The following is a 24,709-nucleotide window of genomic DNA, read 5'->3' as shown; positions in this document are numbered from 1 at the left end:
TTTCACACCCCCTTAACTAATCCCGTCTCTATATGAAAGATGCTATCTGCCCAATCAAGATAAAAACTTGCTTCGTGAGATACGAGTATAATACTGCCCTTAAACTTAATTAACGCCTTTTGCAAAGCTTCCTTCGCTTCTGCATCCAAATGATTTGTCGGCTCATCTAAAATTAAGAAGTTACAAGGTGATAGTAATAATCCACACAGTTTCACCTTCGATTGTTCACCACCACTTAACGTACGAATTTCTTGCGAAACGTGCGTATCCTTCACTCCACACGCAGCTAAATGATGACGTATTTCCTTCATATTCAGTTTAGGAAACTGTTCTGAAATAATTTGAAGCGGCGTTAAAGAATCATTGCTCCAATTTAAATCTTGCTCATAATATCCAATCTTTATTTGCTCTGAAAAGTGAAACTCTCCAGAAATACTAGCAATATTTCCAACGATTGTTTTTAATAAAGTAGATTTCCCTACTCCATTGAAACCTGTAAGAACAAGTTTTTGCCCACCCATTACTGAAAAATTCAACTTTGGTAAGAGAGCGAAGTCGTAACCAACTTCAAGGTTATTTACTTCAAGAACTGTCTGAACTGAAATGGGAAGTTCCTGAAAATGAATAGACGGTTTATGAGTAAAACTTGGTGGCGCAATTCTTTCCATACGCTGTAATTGTTTTCTACGACCTTGCGCTATTTTTGAATTCACCCCAGCAATATTTCTACGAATATACTCTTCCGTTTTTTCAATTTTCTTTTGCTGTGCATAATATTGGCGAATATAATCTTTTCGCAAATGCTCCTTTTGTCTTACAAAATCTGAGTATTTGCCGTAATACTTCTTTACTGTTCCAAATTCTACATCACATATGCAAGAAGTTACCTTTTCCAGAAAATCAAAATCATGTGATACGACAATAAACGCTCCTTCAAAATTCATTAAATAATTAGCAAGCCACTCCACATGCTCCTTATCGAGAAAATTCGTCGGTTCATCTAGCAATAAAATATTAGGCTCTTCTAATAAGAGATTCGCTAAAATTACCTTTGCACGCTGCCCTCCGCTTAATTCACCAATCACACGATTCATCCCAATCACATCAATACCTAAACCGGCTGCCACCTTATTCGTAATACTATCTACTGAATAAAAATCACGAGCCTCGAGCAGTCCTTGAATTTCTGCCGCTTTCAATAGTTGATTTTCATCTCCAGTCATCGCACTTTCTTCATATAACTTGTTCATTCTCTTTTCCATTTCATACAAATCATAAAAGGCTCTCTTTAAATATTGTGAAATGGTGTAACCCTCATCAATTTCTGCGTATTGATCAAGATGTCCAATTTGAATATTAGGTTGCCACTTTATGTCTCCCTTATCAGGAATAATTTCCCCCACCAATATTTTCATTAATGTGCTTTTTCCTGCACCATTCTGTCCAACAATTCCCATATGCTCCCCTTTATGCAAATCAAAAGAAGCATTTTCGTATAATACTTTATCTATAAAACTATGTGATAAACTTTCCACTTTAAGTAAACTCATTTTTATTCCTCTTTTCCTGAAATTAAAAAAAGCAGAGAGATAGCGTCATTCGACACTAGCCCTCTGCTTCGTGGTTTTTCCTATACTACTCCAATTTATAGTAAAGACTCATCGGAATAATATACACAAAGGGCCATAGACAAAGCATTGTCTATGGCCCCTTAATCTATTTTATACACCAGCTGAAAAACCATAACGAAATAAGCATAGATACACTATACTTTTTTAGAAAAGTTATTCAGCCGATGAATATAGGGGATTTATGCCCCTTGATTAAGCTCCGTACAACGCTTCACCGTATACATTTGTGCGGAGCAAAGTTTTCTAATGAGTTTTACAAATTTTATATAAAGCATATTATGCACCTTCCTTAATACTTAAAAAGGATTTTAGCATACGGTTTTACGAAGCGTCAACATTACTTCCGAATCTTTCAACTACTTGTTTTCAAAATATTGCTTCTGAAACATACACATTCTTATTGCATTATGATAGTTACCATCAACGAAAAACTCATCGATAAGCTCACCTTCTACCATAAACCCAACTTTTTTATAAACATGTACTGCCTTTTCATTTTCCTTATCCACAACTAAATAAATCTTATGCATATTTAGTACGGAAAAAGCGTAATCCATTGCTAAACGCGTCGCATCCACTGCATAACCATATCCTTGATAATTCGGATCAATAATAATTTGAAATTCTGTTCTACGGTGAATATAATCGATTTCTACTAACTCAACTAATCCAACCATTTCATTGTCTTTCTCAACAATAAATCGGCGTTCGCTTTGATCATGTATATGTTTATCATATAAGTCTTGCAGCTCCACAAATGCCTCATACGGCTCTTCAAACCAATACGACATAATATGCGCATTATTATTCAGTTCGTGTACAAACTTTAAATCTTCTCGTTCTAATGGACGTAACTTCAATTCCTGATTCATTCCTATAACCTCCAAGTAAAAGAAACCTCTTCACTTAATTTCTCAATTTTTTTCGATTTCAAACGCCCTAATTTCATTGTAAACTTTCAAGCAACTTGAAGGTCAAGATGTAAAAAAGTAGTGCAAACTTATGTCTGCACTACTACTCTTTTCTCAAATCTCTCATATTCGATATGTATAAAGCAATAACTAAAACAAGAATTGCTCCTGCGTATAATAACGTCTCCATCGGTTCCTCATGAGACACAATAATCAATCGAATTAAGGCCGTAATTCCGATATAAATAAAATAACGTAACGGGAAATGATAGTTCGATTTAAAATACTTAATAATTAATGCAATGAACTCGAAGTATAAGAAATAGACGATGATACTTTCAACCAATTTATAAGACGTATACTCTTTTGCCGAAAAAATATACTGCACAAACGTAATTGTCTCATTCACTAAGAAAATCGATAACACAATGGATAATATAATTAAAGCTATATTTAATATCCATTGCAAAACACTAGCTATAACATGATCGATATTAAATGACTTCATTTTCTCTTTAGACTCCCCTTCGTATAAGTACTTATTTATTATAGCAAAATTACGATTGGAAAGAAGTTAAATCATATATTCGTCCTTTGTTGTTGCCAGTGTAGGGGAGATTTAGTGTGTGGAGAATTCTGTTTACAACCATACCCGACGAAACATGGAGAAACTCTTTCAAATTACCGTTCGTACATGTCGTACTAATGAGCAATGCATAATCTCGTATAGCATCCTCATGTGCCACTTTTGAAAAATCTTTACAACTTGTACAACGCCAGCCCTTCTTCACTTTAACCATTGGAATAACTAAGCATTTCTCACATTGTACTCCATTTAACAACTCCTCTTTTTCTATTTTATATTGCTCAAGTATATTTTGTTGAAGTGGAGAATGCTCCGTTATTATTTGATGAATGAGCCTATCTACATTATCTATAACTTTTCTCTTATATTTACTTTCAAACCACTTTATTTTATGAGGTAAATTTGCACTATGAATAATTGTATGAAGAAGATTGTCATCTGAAGATTTTATAATGGTACGAGGCGAGCTAATAACAACGAGGGACTCGATTGGAAGACTAGAGGAAAATCCATGTAAGCTTAACCATTTCTTTAATTGTATTTCTTGCCTTTTTATTTGTAAAACCGGATCTGGAAATCCCTCTGAATTTCCTTCTGTTATTCGGATAAGTTGATTAAACTTTGCATCAAACATTAATGTACCTGCTATATTTTTTATCTCAAGAAAAAGAAGAAACTTTGTGGAAATGATAATAGTATCAATTTGAAAGTATTGATCATGATTAGATAAGCGAACATCATGTAAAACACTATACTCTTTCTCAGAAATAAAACTAAGTGGATAATCAATTGCTAGCTCCCCTTTATACCCCGCCATGTGTTTTGCCAAGTTTTCTCCAATTAAATTTCGTTTTGGATGATGTACAGGTAACCTTCTAAGCAGTGCTTCTAACTGTCTTATATAAATCGGCATTTTTCTTTCTTTCACAATCACCTCAAACACCCCTTTACAAATATATCAACGATTTTTTCAATATATCTATCATAACTCACAATATATCAACGATTTTTCCAATATATCTATCACAACTCACAATATATCAACGATTTTTCCAATATATCGATTGGTCGACAATATCTGACACTACCTCACTCCAATCACTCACAGCATATCCTAGAAAAACACCTTCAGCAAAAACTTAAAATCGTATTTCCTCATAAAAAAAACCATAACCCGCTCCTCTAGCAAAGTTATGTTTTTATCCTACAACGCCACTCTACCTATAACTTTGCCGTGAATTCCACAAAATCCATTTGTACCTATACCAACTTTCACCTTTTTCACAATGAAACTATATACGTTAAAATCGTTTCACGACGTTATTACTTCCGCATAGCTACAATTTATATAATAACGGTACAGTACAAATAACGTACTAAATCACTAAGTATGGGGGAATAACCATGAAAGAGGCGTTACTATTAGTAGACATACAAAATGATTACTTTGCAGGCGGCAATATGGAATTACATCAACCTGAAAAAGCCGCACACAAAGCGAAAGAAGTTTTGAAAGTATTTCGTGAAAAGCATAAAACAGTTATTCACGTACAACATATTGCGAACAATGAAGGGGCTACTTTCTTCTTACCCGATACAGTAGGTGTTCAAATTTATGATGATGTACAACCGATTGCTAACGAAAGAGTCATTCAAAAACACCACCCTAACAGTTTTTTAAGAACAAATTTATTAGAAACATTAAAGACAGAAGAAATAGATCAATTAGTCATTTGCGGTATGATGACTCATGTATGTATTGATGCAACAGTACGCGCTGCCAGTGACTTTGGATTTCAATGTATTGTAATTGAAGATGCTTGTACAACAAAAGATTTAGAATTCCAAGGAAATTTAATCCCCGCAGTACACGCTCATCAATCGTTCATGAGTGCATTAGAGTTTGGTGATATTTATGCAACAATCATGTCAGCGAGCTGTTTTATAAACAAAAGCAAATAAAGAATTACAGTTCCATATGAGAAAAGAAAGGATAAGTATCTTATCCTTTCTTTTTTTCAATTGTCTTAATAACAGTATTTATACGATAATCACCATAATGTAAAACATCTGCAAGAGCCTCTTCTAATTGCTGATGCGAAGATGTGTGAAGAGTCATGACATAGCACCCATCGCCGCTTATACGATACATTTCAGTAATTACGTCCATTTTTTCAAAAAAGTTTTGAATTTGATTATGATAGTGCGGTGCATGCAAAAATAGTGTAACAAAGGTCATAATAGAACCTTCTAGCTTAGCCCTGTCAATATTTATCGTATATTTTTGAATGACACCTGCCTCTTCTAATTTATTAATTCGTTTCCCAACAGCCTGGCCAGTCAAATGTACTATCTCCCCAATTTCCTTCCAGTTCATTCTAGCGTTTTCTTGTAGTAATTGTATAATCTTAAAATCTGTTGAATCAAACATGGGCATCCCCTTCCTATACGAAACGAATTCTATAAAATCTTCATTTTCCTTACAGTTTTCCTCAAAAGTTTTGCACTACAATCGATTAGCTCTATTAGCAATTACATTATTGTTAGTGGCTTTCCTTCTTCTTTACAATGTATTTTTGGGATTACTCGTAGGCACTACAGCAAGCTAGCGATTTTTTATAAATATGAACATTTTTTAGGAATTAGTTTATCTTTTTTTAATGTTTTATTTAGAGGCAGTTTATAGTCGAGTATTAACATAAGAAACGTAGCAACTAAGTTCGTATATGACGCACTGCTACTATAATCGCTAACCGTACTACCTAAAATCATAAAATAAGGAGACGATAAAACATGAACAAAAAAACAAAAACACTATCATCCATACTGCTCGGATTCACATTAGCATTAACAGGGTGTGCTGGTACTAAAGCTGAAGAAAATCATGGGAAACAAAAGCAAGAACAAGTTGCTAAAGAAACAAAAAAGGAAAATAAATTAACTAAAGGGCAAAAAATGGCTAATATTCTTAGCGAGACAAATTGGCAAGGTACACGAGTGTATGACAAAGATAAGAATGACTTAACAAAAGAGAATGCAAACTTCATCGGTCTTGCAAAATATGATGCGAAGTCAGGCAGATATGAATTTTTTGATGCTAAAACAGGTGCAAGTCGTGGCGATAAAGGAACTTTCTTTATCACAAATGATGGGAAAAAGAGAATATTAATTTCAGAATCAATGAAGTATCAAGCTGTCGTTGACATGACAAAACTAAATAAAAATGTATTTACTTATAAACGAATAGGGAAAGACGCTAACGGTAAAGATGTAGAAGTTTTCGTTGAACATGTTCCATATAAAGAAAAAGAACTTTCTTTCACTGATCCGGACAAGCAGCTGAACACGACTACAGGAGATATTGTTAAAAACGTTGATGGAGATAAAATTTTAGGCGGTACCCTTTGGCACGGAACAAAGGTATTAGACGAAACTGGTAACGATGTAACACAGTTTAATTCGAATTTTATAAGTCTAGCAAAATTTGATGACAAATCTAATAAATATGAGTTCTTCAATAGCGAAACAGGTCAAAGCCGCGGTGATTATGGCTACTTCGATGTTGTACACGAAAATAAAATAAGAGCCCATGTTTCAATTGGAAATAACAAATACGGTGCTGCTCTTGAACTTACTGAACTAAATAAAAATAAATTTACGTATAAAAGAACTGGTAAAGACCAAGCTGGTAACGATATAACTATATTCGTTGAACATGAACCTTATAAAGGTGATATGAAACCACAATTTAGCTTTTAAAAACGTTTGATTCTCTTTAAAAAATCATCTCATATCCACCCTCAACACTTCAGCTTGATTGTTGAATATGAAAACTTTAAAAAGCCTTACTACACATAAATTGTAGTAAGGCTCTGACTATTTAAGATAAAAATTAAAAGACTTCATTCCATCTATACAAATAAAGTTTAACAACTGATATTATCATCCCCTCCAAGGAAAAGAAACCTTATTTCAACTTTCCTATTGATAAGTTAACACGATAATTCCCGTATTTTAATAGTCGTCCTAGAAAGTTATCTAAGTCTTCATTGGAAGCAAAATGTGTTTTTAATAAATAACACCCCTCACCACTTATACGGTGTACTTCAGAAACTCCTTCTTCTCCTTGAAAGAAATTCATAAACTCTTGGTGATTGGCTGTTGTTACGAACAAAGTAACAAATGCAGTCACTACTTGCCCTAATTTAATTCGGTTTATTGCAATTGTATACTGTTCAATAATCCCTAAATCCTCTAATCTTCGAATTCGATTTCCTACAGCTTGCCCCGTCATATGTATTTTTTGTCCAAGTTCTTTCCATTGTATTCTTGAGTTTTCTCCTAATAATTTCAGTATCTCAAAATCTGTTTGATCAATGATATAAACCAATCCTTTCACCGTGAAAGTAGAAAGCCCGAAAGTATTTCGCCAACTTATTCTGCTTATCGATACAATTCACTATACTTAGTTTATCCTCTTACATCACATTATTTATCAGCTATATTTACTTATAACACAGAGGACACAACAAAAAAATACATCTAGATTTAAAGGAGGTTACAAATATGTTATTACAAGAAATTCTAGCGTTCAATGAACACTTTGTAGAAAATAAGGAATACGCTCATCGTGAAGCGACAAAGATGCCTAAAAAACGTATGGTTGTTGTTTCTTGCATGGATGCTCGTTTAATTGAGCTACTTCCAAAAGCTTTAGATATACACGATGGTGATGCAAAAGTTATCAGAAATGCAGGTGGTAAAATTGCTTCTGCTTTTGATAGTGTTATGCAAGGTGTTGTAGCGTCAGTATACGATTTAAATGCAGATGAGATTTTCCTTATTGGACACCATAGATGTGGCGCGAGCCAAACGAATCCAAAAGGAACACTTCAAAAAATATTAGATCGCGGAGTAGTTTCACCAGAAATTTTATCAGCGATTGAATATGCTGGTATTGATCTTGAAAAATGGTTATTCGGATTTGATGATGTTTGCGACTCAACGCAAGCTAATGTTGATTTAGTAAGAAATCATCCACTTATCCCAAAAGATGTTCCTGTACATGGTTTAGTTATTGACCCTCACACAGGTAAATTAGATGTAGTGGTTGATGGCTATAAAGCGTTAAATAGTGAAACAAAATAATAATTATCACGTATATGAAAGGAAGTTATGAGATATGAAAAAACAAGTATTAGATATGAATAGACAAGAAGCTACGCAAAAAATTCTAGCGGCAAAAATTAAAAAAGGGTTAACTTGGGAAGAAATTGCAAAAGTAAGTGAAAACTCTGAGACTTGGGTTGTAACAGCATTATTAGGACAAGCTACAATGACACGTCCAGAAGCAGAAAAAATCGGTAAACTATTAGAATTAGATGAAGAAGTAGTTCAAGCATTAACAGTAGTTCCACTTCGTGGCCAAATAATGGAGATGCCTCCTACGGACCCGATTGCATATCGTTTATATGAAATGATGTTACAATATGCACCAACTATTAGAGAATTAATCTTAGAAAAAGCTGGCGAAGGTGTAATGAGTGCAATTAACTTCAACTTGGGTGTAGATACACAAGAAGATCCAAAAGGTGGCGATCCTCGTATCGTGATTACACTTAACGGTAAATTCTTACCATTCCGTGCATGGTAATTAATTTAAAATCTATCTATATAATTAAATTAATTTTATAGATTTACAAAATCCATCCTTTTTAGTCTAACTGTGTAGAAAGGATGGATTTTTACTATGAAATTCTTTTTCGGCAAAGGAGAATAATATGAATAAAAAATACTTTAATACGAGCTTTAATATTCTACAATGGTTTGTGTTTCTATTAGCAAATGCAATTGCATTACCTATAATTATTGGTGGCATATTTCATTTACCAATAGAAGATGTCCCAACATTAATGCAGCGAACTTTTTTAGTTGTAGGAGTAAGTTCATTTATACAATCCTGGCTTGGGCATCGCTATCCCATTGCGGATGGGCCAGCCGGTTCATGGGTAAGTATATTTGTCATATTGGGACAAGTCGCTATGCATCAGGGACAAAGTGCAAAAGACGTTTTGCAACTTTTAGAAGGTGGATTAATTATTTCAGGCATATTACTCTTCGTTCTTGGTATAACAGGGCTTGTTCATCGAATCTTACGTTTATTTACCCCTTTAGTTACAGGAACTTTTCTTTTAATCTTAGCACTTCAGCTTAGTGGTGTGTTACTAAAAGGAATGCTGGGATTACAAGGATCTGCAACTCATCCTGACTATACAACAGCTACTATTGCTCTCTTTGTTTTTGCCCTTATTACTTTCTTATCAATTAAAGGGAGAGGATGGATGAAAAGTTACGCTGTATTACTTGGAATTTCATGCGGTTGGCTTTTGTATGCAGTATTAGGAAAATCATCTCATATGCCTTCGCACACAACGCTAGTTAAGTTACCAGAAATATTTGCTTGGGGCACACCTAGATTCGATATTGGAATGACTCTAACTGCAACTTTATTTACATTTCTTTTAGTTGCAAATACAATTGCTGCTATTTCGGCTGTAAAACAAGTGGCCCCATTATCTAAAGAAAATGAAAGGCAAACACTGAACCGTGGTGTCTGGGTCGGAGGTATATCACATATTATCTCGTCGTTGTTCTCTACAATTGGAATTGTACCATTACCTGCATCAGCAGGATTTATCCAACTAACAGGACAAAGAAAAGTGAAGTCGTTCCTTATAGCAAGTCTTATATTAGCAGGAATTTCTTTTATTCCCTCAATTGTAAACTTTATATCCTTGCTACCAGGACCTATTGCTAATGCTGCACTTTTAGCAACACTTGTCCAAGTAATAGGAATTTCATTTCAATCCATTTTACGCGAAGAAGTAAATCAACGCCGATTAACTATATTAGGAATTTCATTACTAATCAGTTTAGGAATAATGTTTCTTCCAGAAAGTGCATTTAGCCGTATTACTTCTTCCTTACAATATGTTTTAAGTAATGGCTTACTTGTGGGTACCATGCTTGTCATTCTATTAGAACAATTTTGGAAAGAGTAAAAAGCGCCCTATTTACAGGGCGCTTTTTTTATACTTAATGACTAATACTAGCTGTTGGGTATAATGTTGTTCCTCCAATTGAAACTTTTATTTCATTTGTTAATGGAACATTTTGTTCATTAATAATTGTTCTCCACCATTCCCATGCAAGACCTGTACATTCTCTTGCTACAATTTTTATATTTTTTGAATTTGGTGGGAGTGGGATAACTGTAGAGTAATGAGCCGTTTTGTCTTTTCCGCTACCATCCCATGTTTTATGTGTTAGTACTTCATTACCCTTTTGGTCAAATGTGAATTCATCCCAAGATACATCAAATTGAGCAACGTAAGCACCGTAATGATCAAGTGTCATTTTAGCACTTGAATATTCTGTAGTTGTCGTCTCAATATAATCTGTATTGTTATGAACAGCAGCAGTTGCATTATCTTTTAAGAAAGTACTTGTATATGAAATCGGGTATGCTGGATTTTTAAGACTTAATTCAGCATTATCTTTAATGATATTTCGGATTTCATTGAAATCTTTAGTAACAACTTTGTTATGCTCTTTCGCATCTCCGCCTAATACTACAGCAGTAAAGGTACTTTCTTCAAAAATATCTTTATACTGTCCACTTGTTTCGACGCTGTTATTCTTAAGTAAGGCTTTAAAAGCAGCTTGTACATCTTTGCTCTTAGATGTTGTTTCTAATTTTACATAAATCGTTCTACCATAAGCTACATTTGAAACCATAACAGGTGGAGCCGAATTACTTACGCCTTTTCGAGTTAACTCGTCAAAAGTAACACTATTATCAAAAAGGTCAGATGGATTGTTAGGTAGTTCAGCACTTACCGTATAAAATATTTGCTTATACGCCGCTACCATCACTTTTTTCTCTCCATTTGCAACTGCATTAAAATCAATATTTAGACTGTTATCAAGATATTTAGCGTTAACATTAAGAGCACTTGCAATTTGTGATTTACTATAAACCATAGATTCCGTATACTGCATTCTTGCAGGTAACGTATGTGTTGTAGAATACTTTTCATTCCAAGTAGATACTAAATCATCTACTGCTCCAGCTACATTACCATATGTCGGATTTTGGACAGTGATTGTATTTTCTTTTCTCATGCCCGGTAAGTCTATACTAATATTCAAAGGCTTTCTTTTAGCCACCAATAAACTTGGCTGATTGTCTGCAAAAGCTTTATTTGCAAGTTGTACAGCTCCTGGATACGTGCGATTCACTACAGAATCAATAATTGAAATATCGACTGGTGACGTTGTAAGTGATTTTTTTTCGCGTTCTACTACTACAAATTTACCATTTGAATTGATACTTTCTTTCGGAACAAAACTCTCTACTTTATCACCATTTACAGCTAAAACCTCTTGATTATTATATTTAAGATTTGCTATACCAGTATCAATGCCACTAACATTTTTGGTTACATCAGTTGCATTACTTGCTTGTGTTTCTGCGAAGGAAATAGATGAATAATTAATAGTGCATAGACTAACTAATAAACATGCAAGGAACTTTCTTCTTTTAGTGTTTTTCTTAATATTCAGAAAAATCACCCCGTTCTTTTTTTAGTAAAATATGATAATGATTGATAAATGATAGCTAACTAATAAACTTACATAAATGCTTTTAAAAGTTCTTGAATTAACGGGATTACGCCACCTACAAATTTTAAAACTGCCATTGCGATTTCCATATTATTTCCTCCTTTTTATTGCTACGAAAATATGATTTATCTTTATGCCCTCATTATAGTGACCCCTTACACTTTTATCAATACACTCTGATATGCAATATTACATATAAAAAAATAAGCTGAATTCTTTTGAAAAATTATACAGAGATATTTTTTCCACTTGGTACATACTTGAAAAGGTGAAGCATTGTTTTGCATTTTATGAGTAATCACATAAAAAAAGCTGCTGCCTATAAAATACAGACAGCAACTTCAACTAGAGTGTCTTGCATAATCTACGCAAGACATTTTATAACTAATAAACAGCGATTGGCCCATAAGGACCATTAATAATCTCTATTTTTGTTTCAAAAATATCTGTCAAAAGTGTTGGGTCCATAACTTCTTCTACTGTTCCAAAAGCAGCAATTTGTCCATCTTTCATAGCACAAATTTTATCCGAATATTTAGCTGCAAAATTTATGTCATGCATGACAGTCAAAATTGTTCGTCCAAATTCATTAGCTGCACGTCTTAAATGCTCCATCATTTGAACAGAACGAGCCACATCAAGGTTGTTCAGAGGTTCGTCCAAAAGTACATATTCCGTCTCTTGGCACAATACCATCGCTACATATGCCCTTTGTCTTTGACCACCAGAAAGCTCATCTAAATATCTATTCTCTAAACTAGTTAAATCTAAGAAATCGATATATTTAGAAATGATAACCTCATCTTCTTTAGTCAATCTTCCCTTTGAATAAGGAAAGCGCCCAAATCCAACTAATTGTCTAACTGTAAGCCTAGTTACAAAATGATTTTCTTGTCGCAATATAGTCAAAACTTTTGCTAAGTCTTTCGATTTAGATTCAGAAACATCCATATTTGCTACCTGAATTTGGCCTTCATCCATATCTAAAAGTCTGCCAATCATCAAAAGTGTTGTTGACTTTCCAGCACCATTTGGTCCAATTAAAGAAGTAAAGCCTGCTTTTGGTATTTCAATATCCAAAGGTCCTATTTTTACCTTATCAGTATAGAACTTTTTAACATTATCAATTTTTATCATAAAGCCCTCTTCCTTAAAACTATAGTTAAGAATATGATTCCACCAAATAATTCAATAATAACTGAAACTACACCTTGAGCATGGAATACATGATACATTAAAAAGTATGCGCTCGTCATTATTAAAAATCCTATAGCAAAAGCCATTGGGAAAATATATCTATGATCATAAGTTGACGCCGCCTGATAACTCAAAGTTGCTACTAAAAAGCCGTAGAAAGTAAGTGGCCCAATTAGAGCTGTTGAAATAGACATCAAAATAGCTACTAATACAAGCGTATAAATTACACTAGGTTGATATTTAACTCCAAAAGAAGTAGCAACATCCTTTCCTAGTGACAAAACATTCAAATTCTTAGAATGAGCAAAAATTAATACTGCTACAATTATGATCATAGGAATTACAATAGGAAAATATGCAGGATCTGCATGATTAACAGAACCAAATAATCTTGCTTGTAAAATATCAAATTCTGAAGGCGCAAGTAGTTTTCTCATAAAAGTTGACACAGAATTTAGCCCGGTACCAATAATAATTCCAACTAAAAGCATAAGTTGTAAATTCCCGTATTTGCCGGAAAGTAACCATCCATAAAGTATCAAACTCATGAAGACCATAACAACAACTTGGAATAAAAATGATCCAATTCCATTAAAATTTATTAACGCACTAGCACCAAAGAAGAATACTGTACTCGTTTGAATTGCTGAATAAAGTGATTCGAAACCTAAAAGTGAAGGAGTAATAATTTTATTATTCGTAATAGATTGGAAAGCAACTGTCGACAAGCTATGGCAAACCGCAGCAATAATCATTGCAACAATAGCTACTATCCTTCTCTTAACGACTGGGATAAAAGAAGGTGAATCTATCGGAACTGGATTGTTATAAACTAAAAGTCCATATGAAGAAAGAAGACCTAAAGCAATCAATGTTATCAGTAAAATCCAATAACGTCTTGCTTCCTTCTTAGACCGAAAAGCGCTAGCTGATCTACTTTCATTATGAAGGCTAGAATCGATTTCGACATTTTCTTTTTTTCTATATTCTAATGTGATCATCGTAGCCTCCTTGGTTTTCTTTGTCTCAATAAAATAGTAATAAACACGACTGCTCCCACTGTTGCAAGTATTAAAGAAACAGGTAATTCAAAAGGCTGTATAATTGTTCGAGAAATGATGTCACAGGCAGTTATTGATCCCATTCCGATCACACAAACCCAAGGTAAATTACTCCTAAGATCATCACCTCTAAACATTGAAACGATATTTGGCACAATTAATCCTAAGAAAGGTAAGTGTCCAATAACAGCTGCAACAATTCCAACTGCAACAGAGATAAGAGCAGTCCCAAAAAGAACAATTCTATTGTAATTAACTCCAAGACTTGTTGCGACATCTTCTCCTAGTCCAGCTAAAGTCAATCTATTAGCATACATAAAAATAAGAAAAGTAATGATAACAATCAGCCATAAATATTCATATCTTCCCACCTGAATGTTAGCAAATGAACCTACAAACCAAGTTTCAATACTTTGCGTCTTTTGAAAAAGGAGTCCTAAAAAAGTAGACACTGCAGAAATAACTGCTCCAAGCATCAATCCAATAATCGGAACAATTAAAGACGAACGAAGCTTAACTCTTCTTAAAAATAAAAAGAAAATCATAGTTCCTATAAAAGAAAAAATGATTGCACCAGTCATTCTTTGAACTAAAGTCGGGGCAGGAAATAGTAAATACACAAAAAGCAGGCCTAAGCCTGACCATTCAATCGTCCCCGTTGTAGTAGGTTCAACAAAACGATTCTGTGTAATAAGTTGCATGACGAGCCCTGCCATCGCCATCGCAGCTCCAGTAAGCATTAATGCAGCTGTTCTCGGAACACGAGTTATGAAAAACATCTCTGTCCCGTCCTCTTGTCCACGTATATCATAAACTCCAGTAAACAGTGATATAATCCCTAAAATTATAACAACTATAACTGCTATTATAAAAGGTTTTGTCCATATTTTATTTTGATTATAAAACTGGGGTTGAGAAATATTCTCAACCCTAGAAATCATATTTTTTGACACTGTTTCGTACCCCTTTACACTACTTAGCTAAAGTTTTTGCCATATTTCCGAATAACTCTATATAAGTTTGAATTGATTCATTTGTGTAAGTATCTTCTGGTGCATAAATAACTTGTTTTTTAGAAACAGCAGTTGTGTTTTGAAGAGCAGGTGATTTAGAAATAACATCCTTAGCAGGTGTTGACTTAGCTGCATCAGATGTTGCAGCATCACGATCTAATACGAAAATCCAATCAGGATTTGTTTGTGCAATAGCTTCAACAGAAACGTCATCACCTTTATGACCTGCAGTAGAATTTGAAACTTCTAACGCTGGAGTCCAACCGAAAATTTCATACATTGGTCCCCAAACGCGACCAGAATGTGGAGCAGCAAAACCAATATTACCACCAGTAACGATAACACTCATAACTTTATCTTTTCCGTTATAAGCAGATTTTGCTTTTTCAATAGATTTATCAAAATCAGCTACTAATTGTTTAGCTTCTTTATCTTTATTAAAGATTTTTCCTAAAGTAATTGTAGAATCTTTAAGTCCTTTTACTAAGTTTTCGCCAGGCTTAGTAGCTTTCTCAGAAACATCAAAATTAAGATCAATAACTGCTGCATTTGGTACTAATTTTTTGATTTCTTCGTAATGGTCAGCAAATCTTTGACCAACAATTACAAGTTCAGGATTTGCCGCTGCAATAATTTCAAGATTTGGCTCACGGTGATTCCCAATATTTTGAACCTTTTCATCCTTTTTATATGCTGAATCAGCAGGCATGATATCCTTTGGAGCAGCCGCTAATTTAATTCCCCAATCAGATAAAGTTTCAAAAGTTCTGTTATCCAAAGCAACTACATTCTTTGGGTTTACAGGGACTTTAACAGTTCCATGAGCATCAGTGATTTCAACCGTTTTTGGCTTATCACTACCATTATCTTTAGTAGCCTTCGAAGTTTCTTTACTTGAATCTGAGCAAGCTACTAACATTAAAGTGAAAATTGCTAGAATACTCACTAATTTTAAAAGCATAGATTTTTTCATATGTATACTCCTTATAGTGTGATTTATTTCGAAAATGATGACATCCATAGATTGAATTAGAAAGTAATTTTCATTCAATTGAATCGCTATTGATAATCATTTTCATTTGAACATCCTGTTAATTAGTATAGTCATTAATTCTGTGAAAATCTTGTGAATGGTATGAATTCATAAAATCAAGCATAAAAAGTAATATGTGCGGTCAGGACTGTTGATTAACCTTCATTAAATACTTTCTCAACAAATACGGGACAGAGACCTTCCCTTACAAAATACGCGCAGTAATAGCTAATATTTCACAGAAACTACTTTATTATCTTATTTTTATCATTCAACCATTGAATAGCCTCTGCCATGTATCGTTTGAATATATCTATCTTTCTTCTCGCACTTTAGCTTTTTTCTTACATACCCAATATATAAGTCTACTACATTCGGATTTACTACTACGTCATATCCCCAAACTTGATTCAAAAGCATTTCACGGCTTAATATCGTATTTTTATTCTTAATTAAAAATACAAGTAAATCGTACTCGCGCTTCGTAAGCGAGAGATTTTTGCCACCTTTTTTCACAATATTGCTAGATGCATCAACAAAGAGATCTTTAAACTGAAAAAAGTTTGTCTCATTTTGCTGGTTATAGTCACTTCTTCTTAAAATAGCTTGAACTCTCGCTACTAATTCTTCCTTCACAAATGGTTTTCTAATATAATCATCTGCTCCTGCTTGTAACCCTGCTATGCAATCCTCGCTAGAAATATTGTTGGTCACAATAATGATTGGTGTCGTTTTAACAAGTCGTATTTGTCTACAAATTTCTGGTCCCGATATACTTAATGAATCCCAATCCAATATGATAATATCCCAATCTTGCTCATATGCTATATTTAAACCTTGGTTTTCATTGTGAAGTTTTAAAATGAAATGGCCCTCTTGCGTTAAACCGCTTACGATTTTCTTTGCTGAAGACCGTTCATTTTTAATCACCAACACCTGCTTCACCGATGGTTCACCTCTACTTCAATATAAATTATCCCGAAAAAATAATTTAAGATTTATAAATTTAAAACCCCTAAATAATCCATTAAAACAGTTTATTAGGAGAACTCTATATAATCTTACAATAGGTATGGATAAAAACACAAAACATATGAAGATTCGAATAAAGTGAAAAAATAATAATTACTTAACAATTGAGCGTTTACAATCTGCTATAGTATCTACCCGCTTATCATCAATAACCATTTTTTATTCTCTCTTTCAGGGATACCGTCCCATCGACTTCAGCATTCTATAAAACCACAAACAAAAAGAACCATAACCTCACCAACCTGGCAAAATTATGGTTCATATTATACAAAATAAAAAACCACCAAATATGTATTGGTGGAGACGGTGGGAGTCGAACCCACGTCCAAAAATATCGGCACTTAAGCTTCTACGAGTGTAGTCGATATATTAGCATTTCGCGAACTCTTCGGCCTATCGACAGGCTTCCAAGTTGCTAGTCTGGTTATTCTCTTCCTTTGTCCTCAGACGGCGAACTCCGGCGTAGTCCACTTAGTTTGAGTCCCTTACCCTACCACATGGACGATGGAGGGAGGAACCTTTAGTGCAATTAAGCAGCTAAAGAAAGATTGTTTTGTTTGCCAATTATAGGCTTTGACGTTTTAACGAGGCCGATCCCCTCGACTCGCAACCTAAGCTCGAACTATCCCTGTCGAATCCGTAACGTCCCCATGATAAAAATGGAGCATACGAAGAAAATATCGTGATAGCTACTAAGAGCTGTTTTTCAATGTGCAACAACCTTACATAAGTTATTATAACATACGCGCTCCATTTTACAAATGTAAATATCTGTATTACATCTTTTGGCGATCACGGAACGCGCGTGCAATTTCACGTTTAGCTTCTTTCTCTTTTAAATCGTGACGCTTATCATATTGCTTCTTACCTTTTGCTAAACCAAGTGCCATCTTTGCAAATCCATTTTTCAAATAAATTCTAAGTGGAACTAATGCGTAACCTGTTTCTTTTGCAGCGCCCGCTAGTTTATCAATTTCTTTTTTATGCAGAAGTAATTTTCTCGTACGAAGTGGATCATGGTTGAAACGATTCCCTTGTTCGTACGTATTAATGTGCATATTATGAACCCATACTTCACCATTATGTACACGTGCAAACGCATCTTTCAAGTTTACGCGTCCAGCGCGAATCGACTTAATTTCCGTTCCTTGAAGGACAAGCCCTGCTTCGTATGTTTCTTCGATGAAATAATCATGAAATGCTTTTTTGTTCTGTGCAATAACCTTACCTGTACCCTTTGGCATATAACGTCCCTCCTCTATTTTTACTATTGTAACAAATGTTAATAAAAAGCGAAAGTGGCTCGCTCTTAAGCCACGAAGAAAAAAGAAAAGGCCCCGCTTTTCATCAAAGCGAAGCCACTCTTTTCTTACTTACGCTTTTTCTTTTTCTTCTTGAATCCTGGTACGTTTTCGAAGAATGCTTTTTTCTTCTTACCGTTACCATCTTTTTTTCCTGGCTGGCTAGCAGAAGCGGATGCGGATGCAGATCCTCTTCCTTTTCCTTTACCACCACGGTCAAATTTTCTACCTGTGCCACGTTCACCGCCGCGCTCATTACTGCGCTCGCTACGTCCACCGCGTTTCTTTCTGCCTGTTCTTGGCTGCTCGATAACGACTGGACGATCTTTGAACTTACGGCGAGGTGTGCCTTTCATGCCAACGATTTCAAAGTCGATTGCACGCTCGTCTTTGTTTACGTTAATAACGCGAATTGTAATTTCATCACCGATGCGGAATACGTTTCCTGTACGTTCTCCGATCATAGCGAAATGTTGCTCGTCATAACGGTAGTAATCATCCGTTAAGTAGCTAACGTGTACAAGACCTTCAATTGTATTTGGAAGCTCTACGAATAAACCGAAGTTTGTTACAGAGCTAATCATACCGTCATACTCTTCACCGATCTTATCAACCATATACTCTGCTTTTTTCATCTCATCTGTTTCACGCTCTGCTTCAACAGCACGGCGTTCCATATTAGAAGAGTGCTCTGCAATCTCAGGTAATTTTTCACGCCATTTTGCTTGCGTTTCGTTGTCGACTTTACCATTAATAATGTATTCACGAATTAATCTATGAACGATTGTATCTGGGTAACGACGAATTGGTGATGTGAAATGTGTGTAGAACTCAGTTGATAAACCGAAATGTCCTAAACTATCCGCATCGTAACGAGCTTGCTTCATAGAACGAAGCATAACTGTTGAAATAACTACTTCTTCTGGCTGTCCTTGAACCATTTCAAGTATTTGTTGCAGCGCACGAGGGTGCACTTCATTCGCACGTCCTTTTACTGCATATCCGAAGTTCGTTACAAACTCGAAGAAACGCTCAAGCTTATCTTCTTTCGGATCTTCATGGACACGGTACATAAACGGTACGTTCATCCAGTGGAAGTGCTCTGCTACTGTTTCATTCGCAACAAGCATAAATTCTTCAATTAACTTCTCTGATACAGAACGATCGCGCATGACAACGTCTGTCGGTTTTCCTTCTTCATCTACTAATACTTTCGCTTCTTTAAAGTCAAAGTCAATTGCACCACGGCGCATACGTTTTTCACGTAAAATTTGTGCCAATTGACCCATCTCTTTAAACATCGGTACGAGCGGCTCATAACGCTTAATTAACTCTTCGTCCTCATCTTCTAAAATGCTTCTTACGTCAGCATACGTCATACGCTCTGTCGTTTTAATCACACTTTGGAAAATCTCGTGTTTAACAACATCACCTAAGTTGTTGATTTCCATTTCACAAGATAATGTCAGACGGTCTACTTTCGGATTTAATGAACAAATACCGTTAGATAGACGATGCGGAATCATCGGGATTACACGGTCAACAAGATACACACTTGTCGCTCTTTCCGCTGCTTCTACATCAATTGGAGAGCCTTCTTGAACGTAATGACTTACATCCGCAATGTGAACGCCTAGCTTGTAGTTACCATTTTCAAGCTTCGTTACTGTAACAGCATCATCTAAGTCTTTCGCATCTGCACCGTCAATCGTTACGATCATTTGGTCACGTAGATCACGGCGATCTTTTAAATCTTCTTCTGAAATCGTTTCTGGTACACTGTTTGCATGCTCCATCACTTCCTCAGGGAATGCTAAAGGTAAATGATGTTTATGAATGACAGATAAAATATCTACTCCTGGATCATTTTTATGACCTAGAATTTGAATAACTTCACCTTCTGCACTTAAACGATTCTCTGGATAGCTCGTAATTTTCACAACTACTTTATGACCTTCTACAGCGCCCATAGATGCACTTTTCAATACGAAAATGTCACTCGTCCAGCGCTTATTGTCAGGTATAACGAATCCAAAGTTTTTCGATTCTGTATATGTACCAACTAGTTCTTTCGTTCCGCGTTCTAAAATGCGTACAATTGAACCTTCTTGACGTGAACCGCTTGATTGAGAACTAAGGCGTGCTAATACGGTATCGCCATGAAGTGCACCGTTTAATTCTGTAGGCGGGATGAAAAGATCATCGTCTCCTGTTTTCTTCTCATCTGGTACAACGAATGCAAAACCACGTGCATGTCCAATTAACTTACCGCGTATTAAATTCATCTTTTCAGGAAGACCGTAACGGTTGCTACGAGTACGAATAACAAGTCCCTTTTCTTCCATCGTTACAAGTGCCTTTACGAAATCTTTAAAGCCCTCAGAACCTTCAATCCCAAATGCCTCTTCTAACTCTTGTATCGTTAGCGGTTTATACGCTTCTTCTCTCATAAATAATAACAACTTATCAATATGTTCTTGTATGATTTCTTCCAAGCAAAAATACCTCCTTTAAAACCTTATATTATTTAGTGTATCCGAAAGATAGGGGATGTATAAAGTGAAACTTCAATACTCCCCTTATGATTTTTACAGTTTTCACAAAAAATTCCTTATGAAAAAAAGAGGCAACTAGATCTTACCAATCTAGTTGCTCCAAGAAGTTATATACATCCTCATGTAGCTCGTCACGTTGTTTATCAAGTGTAATGACATGCGTAGAGTCTTCATACCATTTAATGTCTTTTAACGTAGATTCTACACCGTTATAAATAATGTTAGCACTATCTGTATTAATCATTTCGTCATGACGTGCTTGTACAACAAATGTTGGTGCATAAATCATATCCACATTGTTACGTACGTCAGCAATTAATTGTTGTAATGCTTTTAATGTATTCATCGGTGTCTTTTGGAATTCCAACATTTCTTGTTCAATTTGTTCAGGTGATTTTTGCTCACGTTTTTTATATTCGCGGGCATATGCCAATATACCTTGGTACATCGTTTCTTCGCTCTTAATATACATCGGTGCACACATTGGTACTACACCTAAAACCGGTACTGTATAACCTAATTTTAAAGAAAATACGCCGCCGAGTGACAATCCAACAACAGCAATTTTCTCAAAACCTTTATCTTTTAAAAGCTGATATGCCTCCGTTACATCTTGCCACCAATCTGTAGGCCCTGTATGAACAAGCTCTTCTGGTGGTACACCGTGCCCTTTATAAATTGGCGCATGACAAGTATAGCCTTTCTTTTCTAAGAAACGCCCTAACATACGTACATCAGCTGAGTTCCCTGTGAATCCATGTAGTAATAAAACAGCGCGGTCTCCACCCTCAAATGTAAATGGTTTCGGAGATGCTAATTTCATCATGTATTTCTCCTCTTTCTCTTCTGTAATCTAGTCGTATTCTTTCTATATCTAGTGTACCATATTTGTATTTCTATAATCTAATTAGAAACATCTTTCAAATAGCAAAACAAAAAAGAAGAACCATTAGTACCATTCACTAACGCTTCTTCTTTCAATTCTATAAATTGAAGTACGTAACACCAATTGTTAATACAAAGAACAATACAGCTAAAACAATTGTAATACGGTTTAATACCGCTTCAATTCCACGTGCCTTTTGCTTACCAAATAATTGCTCCGCACCGCCTGAAATTGCACCTGAAAGGCCTGAGCTATTACTAGATTGCATAAGTACCATAACAATCATTAAAATCGATACAATAATAAGTAAAACTGATAATAACGTATGCACTTGGCGTACCTCCTACAAAGATTCAGTTATTGTAACTGTAGCATAAATTCTATAGAAAAGCGAGAGCTATAGAGGCGCTCTCGCTTTTCTTCTATTACATAAACATCATCGCAAATAACGGTCCAAGTAAACATGTCAAAATTGCTGTTAATGTCATTGTTACCGATCCAATAACACCTTCATGTTCGTTATTTTTCATCGCTCTCATCACGCCCATAATATGAGAAGCACATCCAAATCCGATACCTTTACCAACTGAGTTTGTAACACGGCTCCATTTTAATAAAAGGGGTCCTGTAATCGTTCCAGTAATACCTGCGATAACAACGAAAGCTGCTGTTAAGGAAGGTACACCACCGACTTGCTCTGAAACACTCATCGCAACTGGCATTGTCACCGATTTTGGTAATGACGATAAGATTAAGCTTTTATCCGTTCCCATAAGTGAAGCAATCGCAAAATCACTAGCGATTGCAACTGTTGTACCTACTAATACCCCGCCAGCAATCGGTACAACATATTTTTGCAGAACATGACGTTGTTTATAAAGAGGAATTGCAAATGCTACAACACCGGGTCCAAGTAGCTTTGCAATCCAGCCACCACCACTTTCCATATAATGTTGATATGGTATATCAAGCACGATAAATAGAAAAGCCATTAATCCAGTTGCTACAAGCATTGGAATGGTGAATGGTGTTGGAAATAATTTATAGATTTTTTTAGATAATTGATATAATAGCACCGTAAAAAGAACCCAACCGATTCCGATTAATATTTGGCTCATCGCGACTCTCTTTCCTTCCTATTCGCAAGATATTGTCCTGTATGTCCTGCGACAATAATAATTAAAAATGTACTCGCTACAACTGTAATGAAAAGAGAAATTCCTTTACTCATAAAAAAAGCACCGTAATTCATTAGGCCAAGCGTTGGCGGAATTAATAAAAACGGCATAATAGCAACGAGTGTTTCTGCTCCTAAATCGAACCATTTCACTGGAAGAACTTTTAGGCTAAGTAAAACAAGTAAGAGGAACATTCCAATCAAACTTCCTGGAATCGGAATATTTAACATTTCTTGCACCCAAGTTCCAACCATATAAAACACGTAAAGAGCAGCAATTTGGACAAGAATCTTTGTAAATTTCATGTTCATCATCCCTCATGTTTATACGATCTTCTGTTAATATCTTTATCATAGTATAAATTGTAAAAAGCTGCAATTTATCAACTTGACAGCAAAAACAGCCTATGTTATACGCTTACAACCTTGATATGACTGCATTTCCAAACGAAAATTATGTCAAAAACCTTGACCTAATATAAAAAGTTTTTATTTTCTGAATTTAAAAGACTATTATTTCAATAAAATAATCTTTTTATTCTTAAACTTACATATATATAAAGTGAAACTTTAATCAATGAGGTTTTCCTCATCTTCATTAATTATTAGCCCTCACCAAGCGGATTTGTACGGGATAAACAAGATAGGTGGTGAACATATGCCCAAAAAAGTTCTCATTTTTTGTGATCCTGGGATTGATGATACGATGGCTCTCCTCTTAGCATTCTTTATCGATGAAATAGAAATCGTTGGTATCGTTGCTGATTACGGCAATGTTCCAAAAAAAATGGCCGTAGAAAATGCTCATTTTTTTAATAACGAAACAAAGAATAGAAATATCAAGATATTCGGTGGTTCAGAACGGCCCCTTACTGGTGCCCCACCTGCGTTTTTTACGGATGTACATGGAAAACAGGGGCTCGGTCCAATTATTCCAAAGGTGAATGTGACTAACGGAGAAATGGAGAATTTTTTTGAAGTTATTCCTCTTATTGAACAGTATAAGGATGAATTAATTATTGTGAGTTTAGGAAGACTTACCTCCCTAGCAATTTTGTTTATCATGTGCAAACAGTTAATGAAACAAATTAAATCTTACTACGTAATGGGCGGTGCCTTTTTACATCCTGGTAATGTTACCCCTATTTCCGAAGCAAACTTTTATGGCGATCCTACTGCCGCTAATATAGTCCTTCAATCCACAGCTAACATGTACATATACCCATTAAACGTCACTCAATACTCCATCATTACACCAGAAATGGCAGAATATATTGAAGCAAAAGGAAAAGCCCCACTTCTCAAACCTTTATTCGATCATTATTACTACGGATATTATAAAGACGCCCTACCACATTTAAAGGGGAGCCCCTTCCATGACACAATACCAATACTCGCTTTACTTGATAACTCTATGTTTACCTATCACAAATCACCTATCGTTGTCATGACAGAATCTTATGCACAGGGGGCAAGCATTGGAGAATTTCGCTCTTTAGGAGAATCTAAACCATTTATTGATTGGCCGAGTCATCAAATAGCAATTGATTTTGATTATAACCGCTTCTTCAAACATTTCATGTCACTTATGACGGGTGAACAATTTTAGCATAAAAAAACAGACCGTGATTTCTCACGGTC

General features: G+C 35.2%; 24 protein-coding genes and 1 other RNA gene. 6 read left to right on the top strand and 19 right to left on the bottom strand.

What is annotated here, in order from left to right; all coding sequences use genetic code 11:
• Positions 1-2: 2 nt before the first annotated feature.
• The 4 genes from MKY38_RS24290 to MKY38_RS24275 form a co-directional block, all read right to left on the bottom strand.
• Entirely contained in the window at positions 3-1,550 is a 1,548-nt protein-coding gene (locus tag MKY38_RS24290; protein ID WP_341049968.1) for an ABC-F family ATP-binding cassette domain-containing protein, read from the bottom strand.
• A 437-nt stretch (positions 1,551-1,987) separates the two neighbouring features.
• Positions 1,988-2,503: a spermidine N1-acetyltransferase gene (gene speG / locus MKY38_RS24285; protein ID WP_001071092.1), complete on the bottom strand. Its 516-nt coding sequence runs from the start codon at positions 2,501-2,503 to the stop codon at positions 1,988-1,990.
• 142 nt (positions 2,504-2,645) lie between these two features.
• Positions 2,646-3,050, bottom strand: coding sequence for a phosphate-starvation-inducible protein PsiE (gene psiE, locus MKY38_RS24280; RefSeq protein ID WP_000834708.1), 405 nt, complete (start codon positions 3,048-3,050; stop codon positions 2,646-2,648).
• Between the two features lie 49 nt (positions 3,051-3,099).
• A complete protein-coding gene (locus tag MKY38_RS24275) occupies positions 3,100-4,056 on the bottom strand; it encodes a nuclease-related domain-containing protein (protein ID WP_114555885.1) in 957 nt (318 codons plus the stop codon).
• Between the two features lie 476 nt (positions 4,057-4,532).
• Between MKY38_RS24275 and MKY38_RS24270 the strand changes: the two genes are divergently transcribed.
• Positions 4,533-5,090 (top strand): cysteine hydrolase family protein, encoded by a 558-nt coding sequence (locus tag MKY38_RS24270; RefSeq protein WP_048568709.1) that lies wholly within the window; start codon positions 4,533-4,535, stop codon positions 5,088-5,090.
• Positions 5,091-5,130: 40 nt separating this feature from the next.
• Here the strand turns inward: MKY38_RS24270 and MKY38_RS24265 are convergent, their stop codons facing one another.
• A complete protein-coding gene (locus MKY38_RS24265) occupies positions 5,131-5,559 on the bottom strand; it encodes an Lrp/AsnC family transcriptional regulator (protein ID WP_229180809.1) in 429 nt (142 codons plus the stop codon).
• A gap of 362 nt (positions 5,560-5,921) precedes the next feature.
• Here MKY38_RS24265 and MKY38_RS24260 point away from each other — a divergent pair, with 362 nt between their 5' ends.
• Positions 5,922-6,887, top strand: a complete 966-nt coding sequence (locus MKY38_RS24260) for a DUF4822 domain-containing protein (RefSeq protein ID WP_065224379.1) — start codon at positions 5,922-5,924, stop codon at positions 6,885-6,887.
• 208 nt (positions 6,888-7,095) lie between these two features.
• Here the strand turns inward: MKY38_RS24260 and MKY38_RS24255 are convergent, their stop codons facing one another.
• Positions 7,096-7,527, bottom strand: coding sequence for an Lrp/AsnC family transcriptional regulator (locus MKY38_RS24255; protein WP_025709812.1), 432 nt, complete (start codon positions 7,525-7,527; stop codon positions 7,096-7,098).
• Positions 7,528-7,694: 167 nt separating this feature from the next.
• Between MKY38_RS24255 and MKY38_RS24250 the strand changes: the two genes are divergently transcribed.
• From MKY38_RS24250 to MKY38_RS24240, 3 genes are all read left to right on the top strand, one after another.
• Complete coding sequence (locus MKY38_RS24250; RefSeq protein ID WP_025709811.1) at positions 7,695-8,276, top strand: beta-class carbonic anhydrase; 582 nt, start codon at positions 7,695-7,697, stop codon at positions 8,274-8,276.
• Positions 8,277-8,331: 55 nt separating this feature from the next.
• Positions 8,332-8,781: a cyanase gene (cynS, locus tag MKY38_RS24245; RefSeq protein ID WP_025709810.1), complete on the top strand. Its 450-nt coding sequence runs from the start codon at positions 8,332-8,334 to the stop codon at positions 8,779-8,781.
• A 127-nt stretch (positions 8,782-8,908) separates the two neighbouring features.
• Positions 8,909-10,189: a purine/pyrimidine permease gene (locus MKY38_RS24240; RefSeq protein WP_341049964.1), complete on the top strand. Its 1,281-nt coding sequence runs from the start codon at positions 8,909-8,911 to the stop codon at positions 10,187-10,189.
• Positions 10,190-10,223: 34 nt separating this feature from the next.
• On the opposite strand, the gene alo is transcribed toward MKY38_RS24240, so the two are convergent.
• From alo to MKY38_RS24175, 13 genes are all read right to left on the bottom strand, one after another.
• Entirely contained in the window at positions 10,224-11,762 is a 1,539-nt protein-coding gene (gene alo / locus MKY38_RS24235) for an anthrolysin O/cereolysin O family cholesterol-dependent cytolysin Alo (RefSeq protein ID WP_065224381.1), read from the bottom strand.
• A gap of 435 nt (positions 11,763-12,197) precedes the next feature.
• Positions 12,198-12,950 carry an iron ABC transporter ATP-binding protein gene (locus MKY38_RS24230; RefSeq protein WP_000590070.1) on the bottom strand — a complete coding sequence of 251 codons (753 nt, stop codon included), beginning with the start codon at positions 12,948-12,950 and terminating at the stop codon, positions 12,198-12,200.
• On the bottom strand, positions 12,947-14,011 hold the full coding sequence (locus tag MKY38_RS24225; RefSeq protein WP_000631245.1) for an iron chelate uptake ABC transporter family permease subunit: 1,065 nt from the start codon (positions 14,009-14,011) through the stop codon (positions 12,947-12,949). Before MKY38_RS24225 ends, MKY38_RS24230 begins: the two co-directional genes overlap by 4 nt.
• On the bottom strand, positions 14,008-15,024 hold the full coding sequence (locus tag MKY38_RS24220; RefSeq protein WP_000042077.1) for an ABC transporter permease: 1,017 nt from the start codon (positions 15,022-15,024) through the stop codon (positions 14,008-14,010). The genes MKY38_RS24225 and MKY38_RS24220 overlap by 4 nt, the downstream gene beginning before the upstream one ends.
• 19 nt (positions 15,025-15,043) lie before the next feature.
• Positions 15,044-16,057, bottom strand: coding sequence for a siderophore ABC transporter substrate-binding protein (locus MKY38_RS24215; protein WP_070180666.1), 1,014 nt, complete (start codon positions 16,055-16,057; stop codon positions 15,044-15,046).
• 327 nt (positions 16,058-16,384) lie between these two features.
• Positions 16,385-17,062, bottom strand: coding sequence for a response regulator transcription factor (locus MKY38_RS24210; RefSeq protein WP_000815809.1), 678 nt, complete (start codon positions 17,060-17,062; stop codon positions 16,385-16,387).
• Between the two features lie 382 nt (positions 17,063-17,444).
• Positions 17,445-17,799, bottom strand: a transfer-messenger RNA (tmRNA) gene (ssrA, locus tag MKY38_RS24205).
• 126 nt (positions 17,800-17,925) lie between these two features.
• Positions 17,926-18,393 (bottom strand): SsrA-binding protein, encoded by a 468-nt coding sequence (gene smpB / locus MKY38_RS24200; protein ID WP_001123919.1) that lies wholly within the window; start codon positions 18,391-18,393, stop codon positions 17,926-17,928.
• A 125-nt stretch (positions 18,394-18,518) separates the two neighbouring features.
• A complete protein-coding gene (gene rnr / locus MKY38_RS24195; protein ID WP_000391087.1) occupies positions 18,519-20,945 on the bottom strand; it encodes a ribonuclease R in 2,427 nt (808 codons plus the stop codon).
• 142 nt (positions 20,946-21,087) lie between these two features.
• On the bottom strand, positions 21,088-21,828 hold the full coding sequence (estA, locus tag MKY38_RS24190; protein ID WP_000761986.1) for a carboxylesterase: 741 nt from the start codon (positions 21,826-21,828) through the stop codon (positions 21,088-21,090).
• A 160-nt stretch (positions 21,829-21,988) separates the two neighbouring features.
• Positions 21,989-22,222 carry a preprotein translocase subunit SecG gene (secG, locus tag MKY38_RS24185; RefSeq protein ID WP_000557264.1) on the bottom strand — a complete coding sequence of 78 codons (234 nt, stop codon included), beginning with the start codon at positions 22,220-22,222 and terminating at the stop codon, positions 21,989-21,991.
• A 94-nt stretch (positions 22,223-22,316) separates the two neighbouring features.
• Complete coding sequence (locus tag MKY38_RS24180) at positions 22,317-23,009, bottom strand: LrgB family protein (RefSeq protein WP_000078304.1); 693 nt, start codon at positions 23,007-23,009, stop codon at positions 22,317-22,319.
• Positions 23,006-23,374, bottom strand: a complete 369-nt coding sequence (locus tag MKY38_RS24175; protein ID WP_000673222.1) for a CidA/LrgA family holin-like protein — start codon at positions 23,372-23,374, stop codon at positions 23,006-23,008. Before MKY38_RS24175 ends, MKY38_RS24180 begins: the two co-directional genes overlap by 4 nt.
• A gap of 352 nt (positions 23,375-23,726) precedes the next feature.
• Here MKY38_RS24175 and MKY38_RS24170 point away from each other — a divergent pair, with 352 nt between their 5' ends.
• The gene (locus MKY38_RS24170; protein WP_341049958.1) at positions 23,727-24,677 is read left to right on the top strand and encodes a nucleoside hydrolase; all 951 of its coding nucleotides are present in this window, start codon (positions 23,727-23,729) and stop codon (positions 24,675-24,677) included.
• Positions 24,678-24,709: the final 32 nt, after the last annotated feature.

It is taken from the genome of Bacillus sp. FSL R5-0585 (assembly GCF_038004545.1).
In the GTDB taxonomy this organism is placed as follows: Bacteria; Bacillota; Bacilli; order Bacillales; family Bacillaceae_G; genus Bacillus_A; species Bacillus_A cereus.
Note: the sequence above shows the minus strand (reverse complement) of the source record. Positions and strands in the feature narration are given on the sequence as shown.

Excerpts from the sequence above, each read along its gene's own strand:
- MKY38_RS24225 (WP_000631245.1), bottom strand. The coding sequence starts at position 14,011 with ATGATCACATTAGAATATAGAAAAAAAGAAAATGTCGAAATCGATTCT.
- MKY38_RS24270 (WP_048568709.1), top strand. The coding sequence starts at position 4,533 with ATGAAAGAGGCGTTACTATTAGTAGACATACAAAATGATTACTTTGCA.
- MKY38_RS24250 (WP_025709811.1), top strand. The coding sequence starts at position 7,695 with ATGTTATTACAAGAAATTCTAGCGTTCAATGAACACTTTGTAGAAAAT.
- MKY38_RS24175 (WP_000673222.1), bottom strand. The coding sequence starts at position 23,374 with ATGAAATTTACAAAGATTCTTGTCCAAATTGCTGCTCTTTACGTGTTT.
- cynS (WP_025709810.1), top strand. The coding sequence starts at position 8,332 with ATGAATAGACAAGAAGCTACGCAAAAAATTCTAGCGGCAAAAATTAAA.
- MKY38_RS24260 (WP_065224379.1), top strand. The coding sequence starts at position 5,922 with ATGAACAAAAAAACAAAAACACTATCATCCATACTGCTCGGATTCACA.
- MKY38_RS24290 (WP_341049968.1), bottom strand. The coding sequence starts at position 1,550 with ATGAGTTTACTTAAAGTGGAAAGTTTATCACATAGTTTTATAGATAAA.
- MKY38_RS24230 (WP_000590070.1), bottom strand. The coding sequence starts at position 12,950 with ATGATAAAAATTGATAATGTTAAAAAGTTCTATACTGATAAGGTAAAA.
- MKY38_RS24240 (WP_341049964.1), top strand. The coding sequence starts at position 8,909 with ATGAATAAAAAATACTTTAATACGAGCTTTAATATTCTACAATGGTTT.
- psiE (WP_000834708.1), bottom strand. The coding sequence starts at position 3,050 with ATGAAGTCATTTAATATCGATCATGTTATAGCTAGTGTTTTGCAATGG.
- speG (WP_001071092.1), bottom strand. The coding sequence starts at position 2,503 with ATGAATCAGGAATTGAAGTTACGTCCATTAGAACGAGAAGATTTAAAG.
- estA (WP_000761986.1), bottom strand. The coding sequence starts at position 21,828 with ATGAAATTAGCATCTCCGAAACCATTTACATTTGAGGGTGGAGACCGC.
- smpB (WP_001123919.1), bottom strand. The coding sequence starts at position 18,393 with ATGCCAAAGGGTACAGGTAAGGTTATTGCACAGAACAAAAAAGCATTT.
- MKY38_RS24170 (WP_341049958.1), top strand. The coding sequence starts at position 23,727 with ATGCCCAAAAAAGTTCTCATTTTTTGTGATCCTGGGATTGATGATACG.
- MKY38_RS24180 (WP_000078304.1), bottom strand. The coding sequence starts at position 23,009 with ATGAGCCAAATATTAATCGGAATCGGTTGGGTTCTTTTTACGGTGCTA.
- MKY38_RS24265 (WP_229180809.1), bottom strand. The coding sequence starts at position 5,559 with ATGTTTGATTCAACAGATTTTAAGATTATACAATTACTACAAGAAAAC.
- MKY38_RS24215 (WP_070180666.1), bottom strand. The coding sequence starts at position 16,057 with ATGAAAAAATCTATGCTTTTAAAATTAGTGAGTATTCTAGCAATTTTC.